The following is a 19,621-nucleotide window of genomic DNA, read 5'->3' on the forward strand; positions in this document are numbered from 1 at the left end:
GTCTGCTCTCCTCGCTGATGCCACAGGTCATCAGCGGAAAATCGAAATGATGATGGGGGTGGTGCGTCACACCGGGCGGACGTCGTTCCCCCTGTGGCAGGGGCGCGCGCCGGGCGCAAGGCAACGGCTTATTCTTCCACGTCCGGGGCCACTCGCCAAAATCGGCCGTCGGGGCCCGGGCCCCAGCCCAGGATCGAGAGCATCTCGCGGTCCTTCTTGTCGAAGACCGACGGGTCCGCGCGCTCGATCAGGTCGGGCCGGTTCGCGACCGTGCGCCGGAAGGCCTCGTCGCGGCGCCAGCGGGCGATCTTGCCGTGGTGGCCGCTGAGCAGGACGTCCGGGATGCCCCGGCCGCGCCACTCCGGCGGCTTGGTGTAGACGGGGCCCTCCAGCAGATCGGCCATGGCGCCGGGCGCGAAGGAGTCGTCGCGGTGCGACTCGGCGTTGCCGAGGACACCGGGCAGCAGCCGGGCGATGGCCTCGACCATCACCAGGACGGGGGCCTCGCCGCCGGCCAGCACGTAGTCGCCGATGGAGACCTCGCGGACGTCCAGCCGGTCGCCGTACTCCTCGATGACACGGCGGTCGATGCCCTCGTAGCGGGCGGGCGTGAAGACCAGCCACGGCTTCTCGGACAGCTCCACGGCGAGCGCCTGGGTGAAGGGCCGGCCGCTGGGCGTGGGCACGACGAGGACGGGCCTGTCCTCACCGGTGCCGGACTCGATGACCGCGTCCAGCGCCTCGCCCCAGGGCTCGGGCTTCATGACCATGCCGGGGCCGCCGCCGTACGGGGTGTCGTCGACGGTGTTGTGCTTGTCGTGGGTCCATTCCCGCAGGTCGTGGATGCGGACATCCAGCTGGCCACGGGCCCGCGCCTTGCCCACGAGCGAGACGTTCAGCGGCTCCAGGTACTCCGGGAAGATGGTGACGACATCGAGTCGCATCAGGCGTCACCCTTCTCACCGGTCGTGTCGGCCGTGTCGGCCTTCTCACCGGTCGCGTCGGCCGGGTCGGCGCCCTCGGCCTCGCGCGCGCTCGCGACGACGGCCTCGGCGCTGTTGATCAGACCGGGCGGCGGGTCGATGACCGCGCGCTGCCGCTCCAGGTCGATCTCCGTGACGATCTCCTCCACGAAGGGGATCATCACCTCGGCGCCGTCGGGGCGCTCGACGATGAACAGGTCCTGCGCGGGCAGGTGCGCGATCTCCGTGATCCGGCCGATCTCCTCGCCGTCGACGGTGACGACGTCCAGGTCGATCAGCTGGTGGTCGTAGAACTCCTCGGGGTCCTCGGGACCCTCCTCGGGGTCGACCTCGGCGATCAGGAGGATGTTGCGGAGCGCCTCGGCGGCCGTGCGGTCCTTGACGCCCGCGAAGCGCAGCAGCAGCCGGCCGCTGTGGACCCGGCCGGTCTCGATGGTCAGCGGACCCGCACCGGCGGGGTCCGTGGCCAGGACTGCGCCGGGGCCGAGCCGGAGCTCGGGCTCGTCCGTACGCACCTCGATGCTGACCTCGCCCTTGATCCCATGGGCGCGGCCGATCCTGCCGACGACAAGCTGCACTTTCTGTACCTCTGCTTTTCCGTACGAACGCGACAACGGGCCGGGAAGGGCCGTAACCCTTCCCGGCCCGTGCCGGTGCTCAATCGCTTCTCAGCGGACCTGGTCGACGTCGACGAGGTCGACGCGGACGCCACGGCCGCCGATGGCGCCCACGACGGTGCGCAGTGCGCGCGCGGTGCGGCCGTTACGGCCGATCACCTTGCCGAGGTCGTCGGGGTGGACCCGGACCTCCAGCACACGCCCGCGCCGCAGGTTGCGGGACGCGACCTGCACTTCGTCGGGGTTGTCGACGATGCCCTTCACGAGGTGCTCAAGGGCCTCCTCGAGCATCCTCAGGCCTCGGTCGACTCAGCGGACTCGGCCGCGGCGGCCTCGTCCTTCTTCTCCGACTTCTTGGCCTTCGGGGTGATGGCCTCACCCTTCGCGGCGCCGGCCTCGAGACCCTTGGTGAACTCGTCGAACGCGCGACGCTTGTCCTCCTTGGTCGCGGGGAGGAGCATCGGGGCCGGGGCCGGCAGACCCTTGAACTTCTGCCAGTCGCCGGTGACCTTGAGGATGGCCAGAACGGGCTCGGTCGGCTGCGCGCCGACGCTCAGCCAGTACTGGGCACGCTCGGAGTCGACCTCGATGCGCGAGGGGTTCTGCACCGGGTGGTACAGACCGATCTCCTCGATGGCCCGGCCGTCACGGCGGGTGCGGGAGTCGGCGACGACGATGCGGTAGTGAGGCGAACGGATCTTGCCCAGACGCTTCAGCTTGATCTTGACTGCCACTGGAGTGGTGTCTCCTGGTCTTGACGTGGTTGGGCACAACGGGATGCCACGTGGGGTTGCGGCACTCGGAGTGCCCGATGGACGCGTCAGCCGGAGGAGAGAGGGGTCCTGTGCGACTGTCGAGTACAGCGACCCATTGTGCCACACCGCTCCAGGTCAGCCGACCGATACCGCCTCGGGGATCCGGAAAGGCTGACCGCACCCACCGCACATGATCGGCGCCTGCGCGAGCACGGAGGGCACGACCCGGACATTACGGCCGCAGTCGCACACCGCCTTGACGCGCACCCCTCCACCGGACGACCCGTGCCGCGCGGCGGGGCCGCGGAACGTGCGCGAGGTGTCGGCCGCCGTGGTGGCGACCGTGTGCGCCTTCAGGGCCCGCTGGAGTCTGTCGATGGTCGGGCGGTAGCGCTTGCGCGCCTCCGGATTGAGTACGACCAGCGAGAAGCCGCTGCTGGGATGCGGCTCCTCGCTGTGGTCGAGCCCCAGCTCCTCGGCGATCGCCAGGAACCGGCGATTGTGGTAGCGGCCGGCTCGCGAGGTGTCACGGACACCGCGGGCGGCCGCGATGCCGTGCACTGCCTCGTGCAGCAGCCGTTCGAAGGAGAGCTCGGCGCCGCATGCGGACGACGACTCCCCGATCAAGGATTCGGGCGCGGCAAGATCCGGCAGCTCGGGGTGGTACCGCTGAATGTCGGCCCACGCCTGCGCCAGCTCTGCGGCGAGAACAGGTGGTGTCGTGCTCACGTCGTGACAACGAGCGGGGGTGGCCCGGTGTTCCGATACCGGGCCATCCCAAATATTTTGCACGTACCAGTCAGTTTCACGCTCATGCGTCGCGACGAGGGCGGGTGCGCAGATCTATGGAGAACCCGCGCACCCGTTCGCAAGCCGGGACGTACTGACTCCCCGGTAAGCGCGCATCACGGGGGCGTACCGATGGGGGGACGCCCCCGCGCGCGGGGGCGTCAGTAGGCGCGGGCCACGATGGCGATGGTGCCCGGCGCGTCGTCCGCGTCCGGCACGGAGCCGTCCTCGCCGACCAGGCAGCGCACGGACACGGCCTGCTCGGCCAGCTTGGCCTCGCCCTCCGGGCCGAGGTCGGCCCACGGGATACGCGCCCAGCCGCCGGCCACGGCGGCCTCGGCGGCCTCCTCGATGGTCGCCACGTCGGTCGTACGGGCCTCACGGCGCTCGCGCGACTCCGCCAGCAGCGTGGCCTGGTCCTCCTCCAGGACCTTCGGCAGCAGCGCGACGAGCTCGTCGAGGCGGACCGGCGCCTTGCCGCCCGGGATGCGGCGGGCCAGCATCGCGGTGCCGTTCTCCAGGTCGCGCGGACCGACCTCGATGCGCACCGGTACGCCCTTGAGCTCCCAGTCCACGGCACGGCGGCCGAAGGGGGTGTCGGTGCGGTCGTCGACCTGCACGCGGATGCCCGCGGCCTTGAGCTGGTCGCCGATCTCGCGGACCTTGGCGATCACGGCGTCGTCGCCCTTGATCGCGAGGACCACGGCCTGGACGGAGGCCAGGCGCGGCGGGACCCGCAGGCCGCTGTCGTCGCCGTGGGACATGATCAGACCGCCGACCATCCGGGTCGAGACGCCCCAGGAGGTCTGCCAGACCATCTCCTGCTGCCCGTCCTTCGACAGGTAGGAGGTGTTGAACGCCTTGGCGAAGTTCTGGCCCAGCTCGTGGCTGGTGCCCATCTGGAGGGCCTTGCCGTCACCCATCATGCCCTCGAGGGTGAGGGTGTTGATGGCGCCCGCGAAGCGCTCCTTGGCCGTCTTGCGACCCAGGACGACGTCGATGCCCAGGACGTTGACCATGAAGTCGTAGTAGACGTCGCGGTGGATCCGGGCGGCGTAGTCGCGGGCGTCCTCGTACGTGGCGTGGGCGGTGTGGCCCTCCTGCCAGAGGAACTCGCTGGTGCGCAGGAAGACGCGCGGGCGCATCTCCCAACGGACCACGTTGGCCCACTGGTTGATCAGCAGGGGCAGGTCGCGGTAGCTCTGCACCCACTTGGAGAAGTACTCGTTGATGATCGTCTCGGAGGTGGGCCGGACGACGACCGGCTCGTCCAGCTCCTTGCCGCCGCCGTGCGTGACGACCGCGAGCTCGGGCGCGAAGCCCTCGACGTGCTCGGCCTCCCGCGTCAGGTAGGACTGCGGGATGAAGAGGGGGAAGTACGCGTTGGAGGCGCCCGCGTCCTTGATGCGCGCGTCCATCTCCTGCTGCATGCGCTCCCAGAGCCCGTACCCGTACGGGCGGATGACCATGGTGCCGCGCACCGGGCCGTTGTCGGCCAGCTCGGCCTTGTTGATCAAGTCCTGGTACCAGCGCGGGAAGTCGTCCGCCTGGGGGGTGAGAATGGGAGCCTTTGCCATGGTGCGAATGGTACGGGGCCGATCCGTCCGAGCGTGAATCCTCTCCTCACCCACCCCCGCGGCGGACCGCCCGCCGGGGCGCGCGCCACCCCCGGCTTCCCGTGCGCGGGCACGCGGCACATGCCATCGTGGGCATACGGGCAGTGTTCTCGCGCCACCCTCTGGACTCGGGGACGGAAGCGGAGTTCTCTGGCAATACGGGGGTGCTTCACAGCAGCGCGCACGGCAGCACATGGGGGCGGGGCAGATTCGGGCACGCACACGTCTCTCGGCGGATTGGGGCGCTTTCGATGACACCAACGCTCGTGCGGCGGCACCTGCCGTCCTCTTCGTCGCCCGGGTCCATGACCCGGGCCCGCGACTGGGCGGAGATCCAGGAACGGATGCTGGTGCCGCTCTACGAAGCGGTGTACGAACGGCTGGAGGTCGGCGCCGGCACCCGGCTGCTCAGCCTGGGCTGCGGTTCCGGGCTGGCCCTCCTGATGGCGGCGGGCCGCGGCGCCTCGGTCCGCGGGGTCGACGCCGACGAGCGGCGGCTGACACTGGCCCGTGAGCGCCTGGTGCCGGAGGGCGCCCGCGAGGACGGCGCCCGCCTGGGGCACGGCGGCCCCGAGTCCGTCGTGGACCCCGGCGGTCCGGCGTTCAACCTCGTCACCGCCTTCGACCCGCTGTACTGCGCGGGCGGCAGCGCCCGCGGCATGGCCGGGGCACTCGCCCGGGCGGCCGACTTCGCCGAGCACGGCGCCCCCGTCGTCCTGGCCGGCTGGGGCCCCCAGGAGCGCTGCGCGGCCTCCGGAGCGCTCAGGGTCGCGGCCCGGCTCGCGGACCCCATGTGCGCCCCCGCGCGCTGGCGCCCGAGCGGGCGCGACGACCTGGAGGAGCTCGCCCAGCGGGCCGGACTGCGCCCCGACGGCTCGGGCCGGGTGGCGTGCCCGTACGGCTACGCCGACATGGGCAGCGCGGTGCGCGGCATGCTCTCCACGGGCGCGTTCGACGCGGCGGCGCGGGCCACGGACGAGGAGCAGGTCACCAAGGAGCTGGCCGAGGCGCTCCACCCGTACCTGCGCCGTGACGGCACGGTATGGATGCCCAACGTCTTCCGCTACCTCATAGCCCGGGTCTGACGCACACCGTTCCCGGCACACACCGTAAGGACGCGCGCGAGCCTTACGGCACGAGTGGACGCGCGCCCGGTCACCCACCGCGCCGTACGACGGAAGCCCCCCGCGGCCGACCGCGAGGGGCTTCCGGCTGTCCGTAAGGTCAGCCCATGAACTTCTTGAACTCGTCCGGCAGTTCGAAGTTCTGCGCGGGCTGGCCGCCCTGCGGCAGGCCCAGCGGGTTCTCCGCCTGCTGCTCGCGGCGCGCGGCCGCGGCCTGCTCCTCGGCCTTGCGCTTCATCGGGTTACCGCTCTTGCGCTTGCCCTTGGCCTGCTTGACCTGCTTCTTCTTACGGGCCGCACCGCCACCCATGCCCGGCATACCGGGCATCCCGGGCATGCCGCCGCCCTGGGCCATGCGGGACATCATCTTGCGGGCGTCGAAGAAGCGCTCCACCAGGTTCTTCACGGCGCTGACGTCCACGCCGGAGCCCTTGGCGATACGGGCGCGACGGGAACCGTTGATGATCGTCGGGTCCTGGCGCTCGGCCGGGGTCATCGACTTGATGATCGCGGCGGTGCGGTCGACGTCGCGCTCGTCGAGGTTGTTGATCTGGTCCTTGATCTGACCCATGCCGGGCAGCATCCCGAGCAGCTTGCTGATGCTGCCCATCTTGCGGACCTGCTCCATCTGGGACAGGAAGTCGTCGAGCGTGAACTCCTTCGGCCCCTTCGCCAGCTTGGCCGCCATCTTCTCGGCCTCGTCCTGGCTGAAGGTCTGCTCGGCCTTCTCGATGAGGCTGAGCATGTCGCCCATGCCGAGGATGCGGGACGCCATGCGGTCCGGGTGGAACGCGTCGAAGTCGTCCAGCTTCTCGCCGTTGGAGGCGAACATGACCTGCTTGCCGGTCACGTGCGCGACCGACAGCGCGGCACCACCGCGGGCGTCGCCGTCGAGCTTGGAGAGCACCACGCCGTCGAAGCCGACGCCGTCGCGGAAGGCCTCGGCGGTGTTGACCGCGTCCTGACCGATCATCGCGTCGACGACGAAGAGGACCTCGTCCGGGCTGACGGCGTCGCGGATGTCCGCGGCCTGCCGCATCAGCTCCTGGTCGATGCCGAGGCGGCCGGCGGTGTCGACGATCACGACGTCGTGCTGCTTGGAGCGGGCGAACTCGACGGAGTCCTTGGCGACCTGGACCGGGTCACCGACGCCGTTGCCCGGCTCCGGGGCGTAGATCGCGACACCGGCGCGCTCGGCGACGACCGCGAGCTGGTTGACGGCGTTGGGGCGCTGGAGGTCACAGGCGACGAGCAGCGGGGCGTGGCCCTGGCCCTTGAGCCAGTGGCCGAGCTTTCCGGCCAGCGTCGTCTTACCGGCACCCTGGAGACCGGCGAGCATGATGACGGTCGGCGCGGTCTTGGCGAAGCGCAGGCGCCGGGTCTCGCCTCCGAGGATGCCGATGAGCTCCTCGTTGACGATCTTGATGACCTGCTGGGCGGGGTTGAGCGCCTGGGAGACCTCGGCGCCGAGGGCCCGCTCCTTGACCTGCTTGATGAACGAGCGGACGACGGGCAGGGCGACGTCGGCCTCGAGCAGGGCGATGCGGATCTCGCGTGCGGTGGCGTCGATGTCCGCCTCTGACAGGCGGCCCTTGCCCCGGAGGTTCTTGAACGTCGCTGCGAGGCGGTCGGAGAGGGTATCGAACACGGTGGTCGCGGATCCTTCTTGTCGGGTCTCAAGTCGGCGGCTGACCCCCAAGGGTATCCGCACACTCCTGGTGCGGTCAGCCGCCCAGTACCTGCTCCACCTCCAAGGCCACGGAAGCGGCCGCTCCGGACGTCAGCGGAACCCCCTCCCCCGTCGTCACGTAGAACGCGTCCACGGCATTGGAACCCAGCGTCGAGACGTGCGCGCTGCGCACCCACACCCCCGCCGCCTCCAGGGCACGGCCGATGCGGTGCAGCAGGCCGGGGGCGTCCTGGGCGCGCACCTCCAGCACCGTCGCGTCCCGCGATCCGCCGGTGGCGACGGTCACCCGGGGCGGCGCGTGCGTGATTCCCCTGCGCCGGTCGCTGTACGCGGCCTCGCGCTCGGCCAGCCGCGCCACGGCGTCGAGCGAGCCGTCCAGCACGCGCACGAGGTCGTTGCGCAACTGCGCGGGCTCCGGCAGGGAGCCGAACTCCGTCGCCACCCGCCAGTTCATGAGCAGCGCGCCGTCGACGGCCCGCAGTTCCGCCGCGCGGACGGTGAGGCGGTGCAGGGCCAGCAGCCCGGCCGTCGCGGGCAGCACCCCGGGCTGTTCCGGGACGGCGATCGTCAGCTCGACGCCGACCGGGACGGCCTCGTCGTCCGGGGCCGTGCCCTCCGGGCGCGAGCGCAGCCGGACGGCCGGGCCGCCGGTGCGCAGCGCCTCGGCGACGACGCGGGCGTCCTCGGCGGAGGGCGGGCCCGGCGCGGGGCGGTCCGGGGCGGCGCCGTCCGCGAGGGCCGCCGCCGCGCGCCGCGCCAGGTCCGCCACCAGCGAGGCGCGCCAGGCGCTCCAGGCCGCGGGGCCGGTGGCGAGGGCGTCGGCCTCGGTGAGGGCGTGCAGCAGCTCCAGGGTGCCGGGGTGCGCGACGGCGTCGGTGACGGCGCGGACCGTCGCGGGGTCGTCGAGGTCGCGGCGGGTGGCGGTCTCGACGAGCAGCAGGTGGTGGCGGACGAGCGTGGCCAGGACCTCGGTGTCGGCGGGGCCGAAGCCGATCCGGGCGGCCGCCTCCCGGGTGAGGGCCTCACCGGCCGTGGAGTGGTCGCCGGGCCGGCCCTTGCCGATGTCGTGCAGCAGAGCGGCGACGAGCAGCAGGTCGGGGCGACCGACGCCGCGCGCGAGGGCCGCCGCGCGGACGGCCGTCTCCACGAGGTGGCGGTCGACGGTCCAGCGGTGCACGGGGTTGCGCTGCGGGCGCGAGCGCACGTGCTCCCACTCCGGCAGCAGCCGGGAGACGAGGCCCTCGGCGTCGAGGGCCTCCCAGACCGCGACGGCCGGCTCGCCCGCGCCGAGCAGCGTGACGAGCGCCTCGCGGGCCTCGGCCGGCCAGGGCACCGGCAACGGGCCCGCGGTGGCGGCGAGCCGGCGCGCGGCGTGCGGGGACAGCGGCAGGCCCGCCTGCGCCGCGGCCGCGGCGGCGCGGAGCGGCAGCACGGGGTCGCGCTCGGGCCGGGCCGTGCGGGCCAGCACGGCCTCGCCGTCCTGCTCGACGACGCCCTCGGCCAGCGGCACCCGCTCGGGCTCCACGAACCCGCCCCGGCCCCCGCGCCCGCCGAGGATCCGCCGCAGCCGGGGCCGGCCGGAGCGGGCGCGCAGCACGCGGCCGACCTCGCGCCAGGTCACGTCGGCGGCGTACGAGACGGTGCGCGCGGCCTCGTAGACCTCGCGCAGGAGGGCGTCGGCACCGGACAGGCCGAGGGCCGTGGCGATCTGGTCCTGTTCCTGGAGGGCGAGCCGATCGGTGGCCCTGCCGGTGACCAGGTGGAGGGCGTCACGGGTGTCGAGCAGCAGGCCGCGGGCCCGCTCCAGGCCCTCGCGCGGGGCGTCCGCCAGCCAGGAGGCGGCGACGGCGCGCAGGGCGGTGGCGTCGCGGAGCCCGCCGCGCGCCTCCTTGAGGTCGGGCTCCAGCAGGAACCGCAGCTCGCCCTGGCGCCGGGCCCGGTCCTCGCCGAGTTCGCGCAGCTCCGGCAGTCTGAGCGGTGCCTGGGCCCGCCAGTCGGCGTAGGCGGTGGCGCGCAGGGCGGCGGTGAGCCGTTCGTCGCCGCCGAGGTGACGGGCGTCGAGCAGGCCGAGGTGGACCTTGAGGTCACCGGCCGCGGTCTTGCGGGCCTCGGCCGGGGTGCGCACGGAGTGGTCGAGCGCGAGGCCCATGTCCCACACCGGGTACCAGACGCGGTCGGCGATCGCGGCGATCTTCGAGGCGTCCGCGGAGCCGTCGTGCAGCAGCATGACGTCGAGGTCGCTGCGCGGGGACAGCTCCCCGCGCCCGTAGCCGCCGACGGCCACGAGGGCGACGCCGTGCGCCTCGCCGAGCAGCGCGGCCAGCCACTGGTCGGTGAGCCGGGCGAGCGCCGCGCGGCGGGGCGGCCCGGTCAGCGCGCCCTGGTGCAGGAGGCGCAGCCGGGCCGCCGCGTAACCGTCGGGGCGGGAGTCGCTCGCCGTGGTGGCCGGGGTGTCCGTCAACACAGGCTCCCTCCTGGGTTCACAGCGCGTCGGGTCCGCGCTCGCCGGTCCGGACGCGGACGACGGTCTCGACCGGGACCACCCAGACCTTGCCGTCACCGATCTTTCCCTGGTCCCCCGAGCGGGCGGCGCGGACGATGATGTCGACGACGCTGTCGGCGTCGCCGTCCTCGGCGAGGACCTCTATGCGGATCTTCGGTACGAGGTCGACGGTGTACTCGGCGCCGCGGTAGACCTCGGTGTGGCCGCGCTGGCGGCCCGAACCGCTGGCCTCGCTGACGGTCATGCCCCGGACGCCGTAGGTCCGCAGTGCGGCCTTGATCTCGTCGACCATGTGCGGCTTGACGACCGCGGTGATGAGCTTCATGCGTCCACCTTCTTGTTCGCCTTCTTGTCCTGCGTCCCGCCCTGATCGTCCCGGTCCCCGTCCCGGTCGGTGCGGCCGGGACCCGCGGGGTGTCCGCCGCCGCGGGTGGCGGAGACGCCGCCGACCGCGCTGAAGTCGTAGGCGGTCTCGGCGTGGAACGCCTGGTCGATGCCGCCGAGCTCGTCGTCCTCGTCGGCCCGGAGGCCGATCGTCTTGTCGACGAGCTTGGCCAGGAGCCAGGAGGCGACGAAGGAGTAGGCCATCACCGCGAACGCCCCGGCGGCCTGCCGGCCGAGCTGGGTGAGGCCGCCGACGCCGCCGGTGGCCAGGAGGCCGACGAGCAGGGTGCCGATGACGCCGCCGACGAGGTGCACGCCGACCACGTCGAGGGAGTCGTCGAAGCCGAGCTTGAACTTGATCCCGACGGCCCAGGCGCAGACGGATCCGGCCACGAGGCCGATGAGGACGGCCCCGAAGGCGTTCACGGCCGCGCCCGCCGGGGTGATGGCGACGAGGCCCGCGACGGCTCCGGAGGCGGCGCCGAGCGTGGTGAACGCGCCGTGCCGGACGCGCTCGTAGGCGAGCCAGCCGAGCATCGCGGCGCCGGTCGCCACCTGGGTGTTCAGCGCCATGTTGGCGGCGGTGCCGTTGGCGGCGAGCGCCGAGCCGGCGTTGAAGCCGAACCAGCCGAACCACAGCAGGCCCGCGCCGAGCATCACCAGCGGCAGGCTGTGCGGGCGCATCGGGTCCTTCTTGAAGCCGATGCGCTTGCCGACGACGAGGACCGCGGCGAGGGCGCCGACTCCGGCGTTGATGTGGACGGCCGTGCCTCCGGCGAAGTCGATCACCTTGAGCTTGAAGAGCCAGCCGTCGGCCTGCCAGACCCAGTGGGCGACGGGGAAGTAGACGATGCTCACCCAGAGGGTGATGAAGACCGCCCAGGCGCTGAACTTCACCCGGTCCGCCAGCGCCCCGCTCATCAGCGCGGGGGTGATGACCGCGAACATCAGCTGGAAGAGGGCGAAGGCGAAGACCGGGATGCCTTCCTTGCCGCCGGTCAGGGTCTCCGGGCTGATGCCCTTGAGGCCGACGTGGTCGAAGCCGCCCAGCAGGCCGGCGCCGATGTCGTCGCCGAAGGCGAGGGAGTAGCCGTAGAGGACCCACAGCACGGTGACGATGCCGAGCGAGACGAAGGACATCATCAGCATGTTGAGGGCGCTCTTGACCCGCACCATGCCGCCGTAGAAGAAGGCCAGTCCCGGTGTCATCAGCATGACGAGCGCGGCACTGATCAATACGAAAGCGGTATCTGCGCCATTCACGGTCGCGTCCCCTCACAGCGGCGGCCCGTACGGGCAGGATCTCAGCGGGCCGGTTTTCGCCATGAGGTTCGCGCAGCGGGATTTCAGTCGATGCGGCCGGTTGTTTCGCGTCAGTGACGATGGCTCCGCGCGTGTTACGCCCGGATGAACCGCGGGGGTGCGGGGTTCCGCTCGCCGTCGCCCCCGTGTCATCGGACGACCGACCGCGACGACCGCCCTGTGTGACCTGGCGTGGGGGAGCCGAGTCGGGCTGTACGGGAAGTCGCCGCGGCCGGGATCAGGGGCCGGAGGAAGCTCAGACCGCGTGCACGGCCTCCGCCGATTCCGGCAGGTGGACGCCCAGCTGTTCGGTGAGTGCGATGACCTCGGCGACTTCGCCGAAGTCCCGGACGGCGTTGTCCACGGTCTTGCGGAGGCGGTTGTTGACCCGCTCCGAGCGGACCTGCTTGGCGATCTTCAGGGCCTTCCCGGCGAGGACCGTGGACTGCTCGGGCTCGCGCTCCATCAGGTGCACGGTGGCCATGCCGATGAGGTTGAGCGCATACGACCGGTGGTGCTCGGTGTCGTGCTCGAAGAGCTCGACGGCCCGCTCCATCTTGGGGCGCGCGAGGGAGGCGTAGGTCGGGCTGCGGCCGGCCACATAGGCGAGGTCGCGGTAGGAGTGGGCGTTCTCGGCGTTGAGCTCGGCCTCGGAGAAGAAGCGGATCCAGTCGGGGTCGCCGTCACCCGCCGCGCAGTCGGAGAAGCAGTCCTCCGCCATGTTCACCGCGCGCTTGCACTTGGCGGGCTGGCCCATGTTGGCGTAGGCGCGGGCCTCGACGGCGTAGAGCATCGCCTGGGTGCGGGAGGTGGCCGTCTCGCGGGAGCCGTACTGCCCGAGGTGGATCAGCTCCAGGGCGTCGTCCGGCCGGCCGAGGTGGATCATCTGGCGGCTCATGCTGGAGAGGATGTACGAACCGAGGGGGCGGTCTCCCGCCTCCTTGGCGGCGTGCAGGGCCAGGACGAAGTACTTCTGCGCGGTGGGGTGGAGGCCGATGTCGTAACTCATCCAGCCGGCCAGCTCGGCCAGCTCGGCGGCGGCCCGGAAGAGCCGCTTGGAGGTGGCCTCCGGCTGGGGCTCCTGGAGCAGGTCGGTGACCTCGTGGAGCTGGCCGACGACGGCCTTGCGGCGCAGGCCGCCGCCGCACTGGGCGTCCCACTGCCGGAACATCATGGTCGTGGACTCGAGGAGATCCAGCTCGGGCGCGGAAAGGCGGGACGCGCGCGTGGCGGACTGCCCGTCGCGGAGGTCGCGGCCGGAGAGGCCGGGGGCCAGCCAGCGCTGCATGGGCTCGATCAGCGCGGGGCCCGCGGAGAGGGCGAGCGAGGCGCCGAGGAAGCCCCGGCGGGCCAGCATCAGGTCGCTGCGGGAGAACTCGCTGATGAGCTCGACGGTCTGGGGGCCCGCCCAGGGCAGGTCGACCCCCGAGACGGAGGGCGACTGATGGGCGGTGCGCAGGCCGATGTCCTCGATGCCGACGACGCAGCCGAAGCGCTCGGAGAACAGCTCGGAGAGGATCTTGGGGATCGGCTCGCGCGGCTGCTCGCCGTCGAGCCAGCGGCGGACGCGTGAGGTGTCCGTGCTGATGTGGTGGGCACCGAGCTGTCGTGCTCTGCGGTTGACCTGACGCGCCAGCTCGCCCTTCGACCAGCCGCTGCGCAGGAACCAGGAGCCCAACTGCTCGTTGGGACGCTTCTCGGGCCGATCCGACCTGTCGGCCTTGTCGGCCCTCTCGGCACCTTCGGTGCCGCTGCCGTTGCCGCCCACCTGGAAGCCCCCATCCCGAACTCTGCTCTGTGCGTGAACCGCGGACAGCCCGCCGTCCGTCGTGGCGGCGCGTCCGGCGATGCAACACCCCGGTCAGGGGTAGTAACGACCGAGCGGTGGAACGGGCCACGCCCTCCGGCGTACCCGTCCGTGGGTGCATCTCCTTGGCTCCGTGCACCGAAAGTAATCCTACGATCACCGCTCCCGCGAGTGCAGTCCAGTAAACGCCACCATTCGCCACCCCAAGGAATGAACTCAACCGCACCTCTACGCGATTGACTTGACACATGGCGATCAGGGCGGGGGCGGACCGGAGCACGTCATGGCGCGCGGCCTGTTCCGCACCACCGGTCGCGCACCGTCACGCCGCCACGGAAAGGGATTCGGCAACCGTCCGTGTTCGAGACACTCCGAGTCGTAACCATCGGCGAGCACGACCCGTTGGAGGGGGCATGGGCTTCACAATCGGCGGCATCCGGGACCTGCGCTCGAGCTCTCGGCGCCGCGGACGCGCGTCGGAGTACGCGACCACGGTGGCGGAGTACACCGGCCTGTGGGGATGGGACGTGGTCCCGGGCGCCCGCGCCACCCGCGGCGGGGGCGTGATGTGTTCGTGCGGCGCCGCCGACTGCCCCTCCCCCGGCGCGCACCCGTTGTCCTTCGCGCCGCCGGTCCCCGCGGGCGCCACGCTCGACGCCGCGGCGGCCGCGTGGGCCGAGGTGCCGGGCGCCGCCGTGCTGCTGCCCGTGGGCCGCTCGTTCGACGTCCTGGAGGTCGCCGAGCCGGTCGCCCGGCACGCGCTGGCCCGGCTGGAGCGGATGGGTCTGCCGCTGGGCCCGGTGGCGCTGACGCCGCACGGCCGGGCGCTGTTCTTCGTGGCGCCCGGCGCCGCCGCCGAACTCCCCCAGCTCCTCTACCGCATGGGCTGGGACGACGCCCGGCTCGATCTGCGCTGCCTGGGCCCCGGCGACCACATCACGGCCCCGCCCTCCGACCACGCGGGTCTGGGCCCCATGCGCTGGCTGCGCCCGCCGACCCTGGACACGGCGGGCCGCCCCCCGCAGGCCCGGCTGCTGCTGGGCACCCTGGCGTACGTCTGCCACCGCACGCCGTCCCGCGGTTGAGCTTCCCGGGAGCCGAGGGCGGAGCGCCGCCCGCACAGACGTCGGGGCCCCGCCGCAGCTGCACCTGCGGCGGGGCCCCGACATGGTCCGGGAGGGTGTGTCCCTCCGGATGATCCGGCGGCTCCGGGTCACTGCCCGGTCGGCGTCACTCCCCGATCAGGGCGTCGACGAACGCCTCGGGCTCGAACGGCGCGAGGTCGTCCGCGCCCTCACCGAGGCCCACGAGCTTCACCGGCACGCCCAGCTCGCGCTGGACGGCGACGACGATGCCGCCCTTGGCGGTGCCGTCGAGCTTGGTGAGCACGATGCCGGTGATGTCCACGACCTCGGCGAAGACGCGCGCCTGGACCAGGCCGTTCTGCCCGGTCGTGGCGTCGAGGACGAGCAGCACCTCGTCGACCGAGCCGTGCTTCTCCACGACGCGCTTGACCTTGCCGAGCTCGTCCATGAGGCCGGTCTTGGTGTGCAGGCGGCCGGCGGTGTCGATGAGGACGACATCGGCGTTCTCGGCGATGCCCTCCTTGACGGCGTCGAAGGCGATCGACGCGGGGTCGCCGCCCTCGGGCCCGCGGACCGTACGGGCGCCGACGCGCTCGCCCCAGGTCTGGAGCTGGTCGGCGGCGGCGGCGCGGAAGGTGTCGGCCGCGCCGAGGACGACGGACTTCCCGTCCGCGACGAGCACCCGGGCGAGCTTGCCCGTGGTCGTGGTCTTGCCGACGCCGTTGACGCCGACGACCAGGACGACGCCCGGCTTCTCCTCGCCGTTCACGCCCACACCGGGCTCGGTGTGGACGCCGCGGTCGGAGTCCGTGCCGATGAGGGTGAGCAGTTCCTCGCGGAGCAGGGTGCGCAGCTCGTCGGGCGTGCGGGTGCCGAGCACCCGGACCCGCTCGCGCAGCCGCTCGACCAGCTCCTGGGTGGGGGCGACGCCGACGTCGGCGGTGAGGAGGGTGTCCTCGATCTCCTCCCAGGTGTCCTCGTCGAGGTGCTCGCGGGAGAGCAGGGTCAGCAGACCCTTGCCCAGGGAGTTCTGGGAGCGGGAGAGCCGGGTGCGCAGCCGGACGAGCCGGCCGGCGGTGGGCTCCGGGACCTCGATCTCAGGGGCGGCCGGGGCCTCGGGGGCCGCCGGCTCGACGACGGGCGCCTCGGCCGCGGGGGCCTCTGCGACGGGCAGGTCCACCTCTTCGATGGGCCTGCGGGGCTCCGCGGTCGGGGTCTCGGCCTCCTCGCCGACGTGTGGCTCGGCGGGCGGCGCGGTGACGGACGGGCTGCTCGGCGGGGCCGGGGGCAGCTGCTTCTTCTTACGGCTGCTGACCACGAGCCCGCTGATCGCGCCGAGCGCGACCACAGCGATGACTACAGCAAGGATGACGATTTCCATAACGCACCCAGTATCGGACACCACGCCGCGGGCGCACGGCCGCGCCGCTGACATGTGACTTGCTACCCAGTTCGTATTTAACGACAAGGACCAAAGGCACTAACCGGCCAAAGTTGGAGCAAAGTACGATGGCGTGACCCTGTGTGACGCGCGTAGAGTCCGCAGCGTCTCTTTCTGCCCAGGCCTCAGCGCTTGACCCGCCCCCGCTTCACCCGCACGGAGCCCCCCACATGGACAACGTCGTCCCCGCCGATTCCGAAGGCGCAATAGAAACCCGCGGCATCGAGCCCGTACCGGATCACGAGCGCCACGGCAGGGTCCGCGAGCTCTTCCCGACCTGGGTCGCCGCCAACATCAGTGTGCTGCTGCTCACCATGGGCGCCGCCCTGGTGGTCTTCAACCAGCTGAACTTCTGGCAGGTCCTCATCGTCGCCGCGTGCGCCGCGCTCGCGTCGTTCGGCATGGTCGGCGTGCTGTCGGTCTCCGGCAAGTGGGGCGGTGCCCCCGGCGCGATGCTCTCCCGCGCGACCTTCGGTGTCCGCGGCAACCTCTTCCCGGGCGCGATCCTCTGGGTCGCCCGCTTCGGATGGGAGACGATCAACGCGGTCACCGGCGCGTACGCGGTGCTGACCGTTCTGGACCTGCTCTTCGGCATCAAGAGCAACAACATCCTCATCGTCATCACGCTGTTCGTGTTCGTCGCCTGCACCTTCCTGGTGAGCGGCATGGGCCGTAAGGCCCTGAACGTGTGCAACACGTGGTCGACGTACCTCTTCGGCATCTTCAGCGTGCTGGTGCTCGGCTACCTGATCGCCAACATCCACTGGGACGACGTCTTCTCCAAGCCCGCCGGCACCACGGCGATGATGATCGCCGGTATCGGCACCATCGCCGCCGGTGGCATCAGCTGGGTGCCCACCGGCCCCGACTTCACGCGCTACCTCCCGCACGCCGCGTCCGGCAAGAAGATCGCCGGTGTGACGATCTCCGGCGCCGGTCTCGTGATGGTCCCGATGGTCCTGATGGGCGCGGTCATGGCCGTGGCCACCCCGGGCCTCGCCGACGCGCCGGACCCGGTCTCCTTCCTCGGCGACATCCTGCCGACCTGGCTGGCCGTGCCGTACCTGATCACCGCGATCGTCGGCATGCTGCTGATCAACAGCCTCTCGATGTACTCCGCCGGCTTCACCGCCCAGACCATGGGCGTGAAGCTGCCGCGCGCGATGGCCGTCAGCATCAACGCCCTGATCTCGCTGGTCGGCGGCCTGCTGCTGATGCTGGTCGCGAAGAGCTTCCTCAGCTCCTTCATCACCTTCCTGATCCTGCTCGCGGTCTCCTTCTCCGCCTGGATCGGCGTCTACGCCGTCGACATGGCCCGCCGCCGGACGCGCGCCGTGCGCTACGACGCGGAGGGCCTGATGGACACCGGCCGCACCAGCCGCTACTGGTACGTCGGCGGTTTCTGCTGGCAGGCGATGACGGCCTGGACCGTCGCGCTGGCCGCCGGTATCTGCTTCACGAAGTGCGACTGGTTCACCGGTCCGCTGGCCTCCACGTTCGTCGGCAAGTACGGCCTGAGCTGGGCCGCGACGATCGCGATCTCGGCGATCCTGATGGCGGTGCTGCCCACGCCGAAGGAGGGCGGCTCCTCCTCGGAGGCGGCTGAGGCCGCTTCTTCTCCGGAGAAGGTCGCGGCGTAGCGCGTAGCGCCTGCGGCGCGCGCCCGCACCTGGTTCACCGAGCGTCCCCTTCGCCGTTGTCACGGCGGAGGGGACGTTTCTGTTTGTTGCGGGACTCTGTTTGTGCGGGACCGTCTGTACGGGCCGCTCCGCGGCGGCCGTCTCCCGGGGGGCGCGGTCGCGGGCACACCGCCGCGCCGCGCCGCGCCGCCTCCGGCGGAACCTGTGGGGGCTGGGGCCGGGGGCGGGGCGCTCCGGGGTGTCGCGGGACTGCTTCGCTTTACGTCCTGCGGCACCCCTGCGCGTCCCGCCCCCTGCGTTCCCGGCTGCCCCGTCCAGGGCCCCGGGGCGGAGCCTGCCCTCCATCGTCACCGGGAGGCGTACGTACACACAAAAGGGCGCTGCCCCGGCTCGTCGGTGAGCCGGGGCAGCGTCCTTTGAGGAGAGGGCAGCGGGGGGGTTAGCCCATCTCCTCCAACGCCTTGCCCTTGGTCTCCTTCACGAACTTCATCACGAAGGGGATCGAGAGCACGGCGAAGACCGTGTAGATCACGTACGTACCGGACAGGTTCCAGTCCGCCAGGCTCGGGAAGCTCGCGGTGATGGCCCAGTTGGCGACCCACTGCGCGGAGGCCGCCACACCGAGCGCCGCTGCGCGGATGCGGTTCGGGAACATCTCGCCGAGGAAGACCCAGACCACGACGCCCCACGAGAGGGCGAAGAAGAGCACGAACGCGTGGGCCGCGATCAGGGCCACCGTGCCCTCGGTGGTCGGCAGGGAGCCGTCGGCGGCCTTGGCGGAGAAGGCCCACGCCTCCAGGGCCAGGGAGACCGCCATACCGGCGGAGCCGACGAGCGCGAGCGGCTTGCGGCCGATGCGGTCGACGAAGATCATCGCGATCACGGTGCCGACGATGTTGATGATCGACGTGGTGAACGAGTAGAGGAACGAGTCGCTCGGGTCGATGCCGACGGACTGCCAGAGGGTGGCCGAGTAGTAGAAGGCCACGTTGATGCCGACGAGCTGCTGGAAGACCGAGAGGCCGATGCCGACCCAGACGATGGGCAGCAGGCCCGCCTTGCCGCCGAGGAGGTCCTTGAAGGTGGACTTCTGCTCGCTGTGCATGGCGAGCTCGATCTCGGTGACGCGCTTGTCGAGGTCGACGGTGTGGCCCTCGACGTCGGCCAGGACGGCCTTCGCGCGGTCGATCTTGCCGACGGAGATCAGGAAGCGCGGCGACTCGGGGATCGCGAAGGAGAGCAGGCCGTAGAGGACGGCCGGGACGACCATGACGCCGAGCATCAGCTGCCAGGCCTCGATGCCCATCACGTGACCGCGCTGGTCACCGTCGGCGAGGTTGAGGATGCCCCAGTTGACGAGCTGGGAGACGGCGATGCCCACCACGATGGCGGCCTGCTGGAAGGAGCCGAGGCGACCGCGGTACGCGGGCGGGGAGACCTCGGCGATGTAGGCCGGGCCGATGACGGAGGCCATACCGATGGCGATGCCGCCGAGGACGCGCCAGAAGGCCAGGTCCCAGAGGGCGAAGGGCAGTGCCGAGCCGACCGCGCTGATCGTGAAGAGCGTCGCGGAGATCTGCATGACGCGGATCCGGCCGATGCGGTCCGCGAGGCGGCCGGCGGTGGCGGCACCGATCGCGCAGCCGATCAGGGCGATGGCGATGACCTGGGCCAGGGCGGCGGAGCCGATGTCGTACTTCCCGCGGATGCCCTCGACAGCGCCGTTGATCACGGAACTGTCGTAGCCGAAGAGGAAGCCACCCATGGCCGCTGCCGCGGTGATGAAGATGACATGGCCGAGGTGGTCCGGCTGGGCCTTGCGGCCCTCGGACCCCTGCGCCGTCGCAGTGCTGGTCAACGTGAACTCCTGAGGCCCGGCGGCATT

General features: G+C 71.7%; 16 protein-coding genes. 3 read left to right on the plus strand and 13 right to left on the minus strand.

Annotated features, from left to right (window positions below; all coding sequences use genetic code 11):
* Positions 1-128: 128 nt before the first annotated feature.
* The 6 genes from trmD to proS all read right to left on the minus strand — a co-directional run bounded on the left by trmD (position 129) and on the right by proS (position 4,721).
* Positions 129-944 (minus strand): tRNA (guanosine(37)-N1)-methyltransferase TrmD, encoded by an 816-nt coding sequence (gene trmD / locus LUZ64_RS30740; protein ID WP_095579116.1) that lies wholly within the window; start codon positions 942-944, stop codon positions 129-131.
* Positions 944-1,561, minus strand: coding sequence for a ribosome maturation factor RimM (gene rimM / locus LUZ64_RS30745; RefSeq protein ID WP_095579115.1), 618 nt, complete (start codon positions 1,559-1,561; stop codon positions 944-946). The genes trmD and rimM overlap by 1 nt, the downstream gene beginning before the upstream one ends.
* Positions 1,562-1,651: 90 nt before the next feature.
* Positions 1,652-1,891: an RNA-binding protein gene (locus LUZ64_RS30750; protein ID WP_095579114.1), complete on the minus strand. Its 240-nt coding sequence runs from the start codon at positions 1,889-1,891 to the stop codon at positions 1,652-1,654.
* 2 nt (positions 1,892-1,893) lie between these two features.
* On the minus strand, positions 1,894-2,334 hold the full coding sequence (rpsP, locus tag LUZ64_RS30755) for a 30S ribosomal protein S16 (protein ID WP_095579113.1): 441 nt from the start codon (positions 2,332-2,334) through the stop codon (positions 1,894-1,896).
* 156 nt (positions 2,335-2,490) lie between these two features.
* A complete protein-coding gene (locus LUZ64_RS30760) occupies positions 2,491-3,084 on the minus strand; it encodes a hypothetical protein (RefSeq protein WP_087926055.1) in 594 nt (197 codons plus the stop codon).
* 221 nt (positions 3,085-3,305) lie between these two features.
* The gene (gene proS / locus LUZ64_RS30765; protein ID WP_095579112.1) at positions 3,306-4,721 is read right to left on the minus strand and encodes a proline--tRNA ligase; all 1,416 of its coding nucleotides are present in this window, start codon (positions 4,719-4,721) and stop codon (positions 3,306-3,308) included.
* 290 nt (positions 4,722-5,011) lie between these two features.
* Here proS and LUZ64_RS30770 point away from each other — a divergent pair, with 290 nt between their 5' ends.
* Positions 5,012-5,845, plus strand: a complete 834-nt coding sequence (locus LUZ64_RS30770) for a class I SAM-dependent methyltransferase (RefSeq protein ID WP_095579111.1) — start codon at positions 5,012-5,014, stop codon at positions 5,843-5,845.
* A 139-nt stretch (positions 5,846-5,984) separates the two neighbouring features.
* Here the strand turns inward: LUZ64_RS30770 and ffh are convergent, their stop codons facing one another.
* The 5 genes from ffh to nsdA form a co-directional block, all read right to left on the minus strand.
* Positions 5,985-7,532, minus strand: a complete 1,548-nt coding sequence (ffh, locus tag LUZ64_RS30775; RefSeq protein WP_095579110.1) for a signal recognition particle protein — start codon at positions 7,530-7,532, stop codon at positions 5,985-5,987.
* 76 nt (positions 7,533-7,608) lie between these two features.
* Positions 7,609-10,035 (minus strand): [protein-PII] uridylyltransferase, encoded by a 2,427-nt coding sequence (locus LUZ64_RS30780; RefSeq protein ID WP_095579109.1) that lies wholly within the window; start codon positions 10,033-10,035, stop codon positions 7,609-7,611.
* 19 nt (positions 10,036-10,054) lie between these two features.
* The gene (locus LUZ64_RS30785) at positions 10,055-10,402 is read right to left on the minus strand and encodes a P-II family nitrogen regulator (RefSeq protein ID WP_095579108.1); all 348 of its coding nucleotides are present in this window, start codon (positions 10,400-10,402) and stop codon (positions 10,055-10,057) included.
* Positions 10,399-11,724 carry an ammonium transporter gene (locus LUZ64_RS30790; protein WP_232389967.1) on the minus strand — a complete coding sequence of 442 codons (1,326 nt, stop codon included), beginning with the start codon at positions 11,722-11,724 and terminating at the stop codon, positions 10,399-10,401. Before LUZ64_RS30790 ends, LUZ64_RS30785 begins: the two co-directional genes overlap by 4 nt.
* Positions 11,725-12,019: 295 nt before the next feature.
* The gene (gene nsdA, locus LUZ64_RS30795) at positions 12,020-13,531 is read right to left on the minus strand and encodes a transcriptional repressor NsdA (RefSeq protein ID WP_372471969.1); all 1,512 of its coding nucleotides are present in this window, start codon (positions 13,529-13,531) and stop codon (positions 12,020-12,022) included.
* A 452-nt stretch (positions 13,532-13,983) separates the two neighbouring features.
* Here nsdA and LUZ64_RS30800 point away from each other — a divergent pair, with 452 nt between their 5' ends.
* Entirely contained in the window at positions 13,984-14,655 is a 672-nt protein-coding gene (locus LUZ64_RS30800; protein ID WP_095579107.1) for a bifunctional DNA primase/polymerase, read from the plus strand.
* A 145-nt stretch (positions 14,656-14,800) separates the two neighbouring features.
* Here the strand turns inward: LUZ64_RS30800 and ftsY are convergent, their stop codons facing one another.
* Positions 14,801-16,036 (minus strand): signal recognition particle-docking protein FtsY, encoded by a 1,236-nt coding sequence (ftsY, locus tag LUZ64_RS30805; protein ID WP_095579106.1) that lies wholly within the window; start codon positions 16,034-16,036, stop codon positions 14,801-14,803.
* Between the two features lie 230 nt (positions 16,037-16,266).
* Between ftsY and LUZ64_RS30810 the strand changes: the two genes are divergently transcribed.
* Positions 16,267-17,736: a purine-cytosine permease family protein gene (locus LUZ64_RS30810; RefSeq protein WP_095579105.1), complete on the plus strand. Its 1,470-nt coding sequence runs from the start codon at positions 16,267-16,269 to the stop codon at positions 17,734-17,736.
* Positions 17,737-18,175: 439 nt separating this feature from the next.
* Here the strand turns inward: LUZ64_RS30810 and LUZ64_RS30815 are convergent, their stop codons facing one another.
* Positions 18,176-19,594: a sugar porter family MFS transporter gene (locus tag LUZ64_RS30815; protein ID WP_095581723.1), complete on the minus strand. Its 1,419-nt coding sequence runs from the start codon at positions 19,592-19,594 to the stop codon at positions 18,176-18,178.
* Positions 19,595-19,621: the final 27 nt, after the last annotated feature.

Source organism: Streptomyces albireticuli (assembly GCF_021228125.1).
Taxonomy (GTDB): domain Bacteria; phylum Actinomycetota; class Actinomycetes; order Streptomycetales; family Streptomycetaceae; genus Streptomyces; species Streptomyces albireticuli.

Bases quoted from the DNA above. Each gene is read 5' to 3' on its own strand.
- trmD (WP_095579116.1), bottom strand. From the start codon at position 944: ATGCGACTCGATGTCGTCACCATCTTCCCGGAGTACCTGGAGCCGCTG.
- LUZ64_RS30750 (WP_095579114.1), bottom strand. From the start codon at position 1,891: ATGCTCGAGGAGGCCCTTGAGCACCTCGTGAAGGGCATCGTCGACAAC.
- proS (WP_095579112.1), bottom strand. From the start codon at position 4,721: ATGGCAAAGGCTCCCATTCTCACCCCCCAGGCGGACGACTTCCCGCGC.
- LUZ64_RS30770 (WP_095579111.1), top strand. From the start codon at position 5,012: ATGACACCAACGCTCGTGCGGCGGCACCTGCCGTCCTCTTCGTCGCCC.
- LUZ64_RS30785 (WP_095579108.1), bottom strand. From the start codon at position 10,402: ATGAAGCTCATCACCGCGGTCGTCAAGCCGCACATGGTCGACGAGATC.
- LUZ64_RS30800 (WP_095579107.1), top strand. From the start codon at position 13,984: ATGGGCTTCACAATCGGCGGCATCCGGGACCTGCGCTCGAGCTCTCGG.
- ftsY (WP_095579106.1), bottom strand. From the start codon at position 16,036: ATGGAAATCGTCATCCTTGCTGTAGTCATCGCTGTGGTCGCGCTCGGC.
- LUZ64_RS30810 (WP_095579105.1), top strand. From the start codon at position 16,267: ATGGACAACGTCGTCCCCGCCGATTCCGAAGGCGCAATAGAAACCCGC.